General features: G+C 74.5%; 5 protein-coding genes. 1 reads left to right on the forward strand and 4 read right to left on the reverse strand.

Annotated elements, in window-relative coordinates:
• Positions 1-111: 111 nt before the first annotated feature.
• Together ilvA and Q6969_RS12880 are read right to left on the reverse strand one after the other, a co-directional pair.
• Positions 112-1,464 (reverse strand): threonine ammonia-lyase, encoded by a 1,353-nt coding sequence (gene ilvA, locus Q6969_RS12875; RefSeq protein WP_317230788.1) that lies wholly within the window; start codon positions 1,462-1,464, stop codon positions 112-114.
• Positions 1,461-2,696 (reverse strand): AI-2E family transporter, encoded by a 1,236-nt coding sequence (locus tag Q6969_RS12880; protein ID WP_317230789.1) that lies wholly within the window; start codon positions 2,694-2,696, stop codon positions 1,461-1,463. The genes ilvA and Q6969_RS12880 overlap by 4 nt, the downstream gene beginning before the upstream one ends.
• A gap of 98 nt (positions 2,697-2,794) precedes the next feature.
• Here Q6969_RS12880 and Q6969_RS12885 point away from each other — a divergent pair, with 98 nt between their 5' ends.
• Positions 2,795-4,045, forward strand: coding sequence for a DNA glycosylase AlkZ-like family protein (locus Q6969_RS12885; RefSeq protein ID WP_317230790.1), 1,251 nt, complete (start codon positions 2,795-2,797; stop codon positions 4,043-4,045).
• A 46-nt stretch (positions 4,046-4,091) separates the two neighbouring features.
• Here the strand turns inward: Q6969_RS12885 and Q6969_RS12890 are convergent, their stop codons facing one another.
• Positions 4,092-4,658 carry a LemA family protein gene (locus tag Q6969_RS12890; RefSeq protein WP_317230791.1) on the reverse strand — a complete coding sequence of 189 codons (567 nt, stop codon included), beginning with the start codon at positions 4,656-4,658 and terminating at the stop codon, positions 4,092-4,094.
• Positions 4,659-4,760: 102 nt separating this feature from the next.
• Positions 4,761-4,983: family 1 glycosylhydrolase (locus Q6969_RS12895; RefSeq protein ID WP_317230792.1), on the reverse strand; the 223-nt coding region annotated here is incomplete at its 5' end.

Genomic DNA, 4,983 nt, shown 5'->3' on the forward strand with positions numbered 1-4,983 from the left:
GACGCATGCGACGCATGCGACGCATGCGACGCATGCGACGCATGCGACGGCGGAGGGGCCGCGGACCGGATGGTCCGCGGCCCCTCCGCCGTCCCAGGTGCCGGCGCGTCGTCAGTCGCGCTGCAGGCGCGGGTCGTACCCGGCCTCGCGCAGGCGCTGGACGACCTCGGCGGTGTGCTCCGGGCCCCGGGTCTCGACGCTCACCTCGAGCTCGACCTCGCTGATCTGCAGTCCCTGGCCGTGCCGCGTGTGCAGCACCTCGACCACGTTGGCGTTCGCCTCGGAGATGATCTGCGAGGTGCGCGCGAGCTGGCCGGGGCGGTCGGGCAGCATGATCCGCAGCTTCACGTAGCGGTCGGACGCGGCGAGGCCCCGGCTGATGACGCGCTCCATCATGAGCGGATCGATGTTGCCCCCGGAGAGGATGACGACCGTGCGGCCGGCGTCCCGCACGAGGCCCGCGAGGATCGCCGCGACGCCCACGGCGCCGGCCGGCTCCACCACGAGCTTCGCGCGCTCCAGGAGGAGGAGCAGGGCTCGCGCCGTGTCGTCGTCCTCCACCGTGACCACCTCGTCCACGCTGTCGCGGATGATGTCGAAGTTCAGCAGGCCCGGCTTCGCGACCGCGATGCCGTCGGCGATGGTGGGCGTGATCTCGATCTCGGTCGCGCGGCCCGCGGCGAGCGAGGGCGGGTACGCGGCGGCGTTCCGGGCCTGCACGCCGACGACGCGGATCGTCCGGCCCTCCTGCGCGGCGCGGAGCTTCAGCGCGGTCGCGACGCCCGAGATGAGCCCGCCGCCGCCGATGGGGACGACGACCGTCTCGACGTCGGGCGTCTGGTCGAGGATCTCGAGGCCGAGCGTGGCCTGGCCCGTGATGACGTCCTCGTGGTCGAAGGGCGGGATGAGCACCGCGCCGGTCTGCGCCGCGAACTCCGCGGCGGCCAGCAGCGGCTCCGCGACCGTGTGGCCGCGCAGGATGACCTCCGCGCCGTACTGCCGGGTGGCCTGGAGCTTCGGCAGCGCGACGCCCGTGGGCATGAAGATCGTCGCGCGGATCCCGAGCTCGCGCGCCGCGAAGGCGACGCCCTGCGCGTGGTTGCCCGCGGAGGCGGCGACCACGCCCCGCGCCTTCTCCTCGTCGGTGAGCCGCGAGATGCGGTTGTAGGCGCCGCGGATCTTGTACGACCCGGTGCGCTGCAGGTTCTCGCACTTGAGGTGCACGGGGCTGCCGAGGATCTCCGCGAGGAAGCGCGAGGACTCCATCGGCGTCACGTCGGCCACGCGGCCGACGACCTGGCGGGCCTCCTCGATGCGGGCGAGCGTGGGCGCGGATCCGCGCGGCAGCTCCCCGGCGAGGGCGGCGGCGTCCTCCCCCAGCTGGCTCGGATCGAGCTCGTCGCCGACGGCGCGCAGGAGCGGCGGGTCGGCGTGCGCGGCGGGGGCGGTGGCGGCGTCGGTCATGGGGTGCGCTTCCTGGGGCGGGGACGGCGGGTGGCGTGCGAGGCGTCGGCGGGGACGGCGGGAGGCGGGGGCTCGGGCTGCCCGCGCCAGGCTCCGCTCGCCACGTGCTTGACCATGGAGTTGACGGTGGCGACGAGCGGCACGGCGAAGAACGTGCCCGCGATGCCGCCGACCATCCCGCCGGCTGCGACCGACAAGACCACGGCGAGCGGGTGCACCTTCACGACCGAGCCCATGATGAGCGGCTGGAGGACGTGCCCCTCCACCTGCTGCACGATGAGCACGATCGCGATCATGATGAGCGCCTGCGTGAGCCCGTTGTAGACGAGCGCGACGAACACGGCGAGCGTGCCCGTGACGACGGCGCCGACGATGGGGATGAAGGACCCGAGGAACACCAGCACGCCGATGGGGATGGCCAGCGGCACCCCGATGATGGCGGCGCCGCCCGCGATGCCGACCGCGTCGATGAGGGCGACGAGCACCTGCACCTTCACGAAGTTCTGCAGCGTGGTCCAGCCCGCCCGGCCGGCGCCGTCGACGGCGGGCCGCGCCAGCCGCGGGAACAGGCGGACGACCCAGCGCCACATGCCCGCGCCGTCGATGAGGATGAACAGGGTCGAGAACAGCACCAGCAGGACGCCCGCGAGCACGTGCCCGAGCGAGGAGGTGACGGACAGCGCGCCGCTCAGCAGCACGCCCGCGTCGCGCTGCACCGCGTCGACCGCCTGGGTGTACGCGTCGTTCAGCTGCGCCTCGGAGAGCTGCAGCGGGCCGTCGGTGAGGAAGCCGCGGACGTCCGCGTAGCGCGTGAGCGTCTGCGCCCGGATGGAGTCGTACTGGCCGATGATCTGCGTCGTCACGAGGTAGACGAGCGCCGCCACCGCGACGATGACGCCGATCTCGGAGATCGCGACCGCGAGCCACTTGGGCACGTGGTGGCGCTGCATCCACGACGAGATGGGCACGAGGAGCGCCGCGAGGACGATGGCGAGCAGCAGCGGGATCACGACGTACTCGAGCTGGATCACGAGCCAGCCCACGACCCCCAGCACGCCGAGGATGAGGAGCAGGCGCCACGCCCACGCGCCCGCGATGACCATGCCCGGCGGCACGGTCTCCGCGACCGTGCGCGCGACCGGCTGGACGCTGTCGATGTCGGGATCGGCGCGGCGCTCGACCGCGCGGGCGTCCGCCGCGGCGCGGGCGCGGGATCGCTGGCCGAAGATCATGCTGGGAGTCTAGGACGGGCCTCCCGTGAGCCGGTGCCGGGCGGATGCGCGGCCCGGCCGGCCGGATCCCCGTCGGGGGCCGCGGGTAGCGTCGGGGCATGGTCGACACCGTCTCCCCCGCCCTCGCCCGACGCGTCGCGCTGGCGGCGCAGGGGCTCGGCCGGCCGTACGCCTCCCCCGCCGGCACGCGCCGTCTCGCCGCGGAGATCCGCCGGCTGGGTCTGCTGCAGATCGACTCCGTCAACGTCTTCGAGCGCAGCCACCACCTCCCCGTGCTCGCCCGCGTCGGCCCCTACGACCGCGCCGCGCTCGACCGCATGCTGTTCGGCGGCGGCGGCCCGTACACCGAGTACTGGGCGCACCAGGCGGCCGTGCTGCCCGTGGACGACCTTCCCCTGTTCCGCTGGCGGATGGACGCGGAGCGCGCCCGCCGCACACGCCCGGGCTCCTGGGCGCTGGAGCACGCGCCCCTCATCCGGGAGCTGCGCGCCGAGCTCGCGCGCACCGGCCCCGTGCCCGCGAGCGCCGTCGAGCACGAGGCGAACGTCCGCACGGGTCCGTGGTGGGGGTGGTCGGACGTGAAGCGGGCGCTGGAGGCGATGTTCGCGTGGGGCGAGATCGCGAGCGCCGGCCGCCGCGGGTTCGAGCGCGTCTACGGGCTCGCGGAGGACGTGCTGCCCGCGGCCGTCCTCGCGCGCGACGTGCCCGAGGATGATGCCGTGCGGGAGCTCGTCCGCCGGTCCGCCGTCGCGCACGGGATCGGCACGGCCGCCGACCTCGGCGACTACCACCGCCTGTCCCGCGCCGCGACCGACCGCGCGCTCCGCGACCTCGCCGACGCGGGCGAGGTGCTGCCGGTGACCGTGCCCGGGTGGGAGGGGCGCGGGCGGCCGCTGCCCGTGTGGCTGCACCGGGACGCGCGCCTGCCGCGGCGGATCCGCGGGGAGGCGCTCCTGTCGCCCTTCGACCCCGTCGTCTGGTTCCGGGAGCGGGCGCTGCGGGTCTTCGACCTGCACTACCGGATCGAGATCTACACGCCGGCCGCGCGGCGCTTGCACGGCTACTACGTGCTGCCCGTGCTGGTGGACGACGAGATCGTCGCCCGGGTCGACCTCAAGAGCGACCGGCAGGCGGGCGTGCTGCGGGTGCAGGCGTCGTGGGTCGAGGCCGGGCACGACCCGACCGTCGTGGCCGGGCGCATCGCGCCGCTGCTCGAGCGCGCGGCGGAGTGGCAGGGGCTCGGGTCGGTCGGCGTGGTGGAGCGGGGCACGCTCGCGGCGGCGCTGCGCGCGCACCTGCCCGAGGTGACGGCGACGGATCCGGAGCCCGCCGGGGACGCGCCAGGATGAGCGGCGAGGACGCCGCGACCGCCGGGCGCCGCTCGGCCGGAGCCCGCTAGAACTGCACGCGCGGCGGCTCGGCGATGGACGCGAGGCTCGAGACCTCGTAGAAGTCCCGCTCGCCGAAGCCGAGCCCGCGCACGAAGAGCGTGTTCGGGAACTGCGTGATCTTGGTGTTCAGCTCGCGGACGCCGCCGTTGTAGAACCGGCGCGAGGCCTGGATGCGGTCCTCGGTGTCCACCAGCTCGCCCTGCAGCTGCAGGAACGTCTGGCTCGTCTGGAGCTGCGGGTACGCCTCGGCGACCGCGAACAGGGACTTCATGGCGCCCTGCAGGTGCTCCTCGGCGGCGCTGGCCTCGGCCGGGTTCGCGGCGCTGATCGTCTCGGTGCGCGCGGAGGCCACGGACTCGAAGACGCGCTGCTCGTGGTTGGCGTAGCCCTTGACCGACTCGATGATGGTCGGCAGCAGGTCCGCCCGCCTCTTCAGCTGCACCGTGATGTCGCTCCACGCCTCGTCCACGCGGACGTTCAGGGTGACGAGGGCGTTGTAGGTCGCCCAGAGGTAGATGCCGACGAGCACTGCCAGGAGCACGACGACTCCGAGCGCGATCCACAATTCCATGGTGAGGATCCTACGCGCGGCCCTGGGGAGGACCCGGTGATGGGGGCCCCGCGCACCCCTATTGGGGGCGTCCCGCGGCCCTCGACGCCGCCGTCGCCCGCCTCAGCCGCGCTCGCGCAGGGTGTCGCGGAGGAAGCGGTACGACGTCCGCGGCGTGCGGTCGGCCGTGCGCGGGTCCACGTGCACCAGCCCGCGGGGCGCCCGGCGTCCCGCCTCCCACTCGAACCCGTCGAGCAGGCTGCCCGCCACCACCGCCTCCAGCCGCACGCCCTCCGCCGGCCCGCCCGGCGCGACGGCGGCGAGCGCCTGCACGAGGTGGTCGGCG

The sequence above is a fragment of the Clavibacter sp. MX14-G9D genome (assembly GCF_032917815.1).
Classification (GTDB): domain Bacteria; phylum Actinomycetota; class Actinomycetes; order Actinomycetales; family Microbacteriaceae; genus Clavibacter; species Clavibacter michiganensis_K.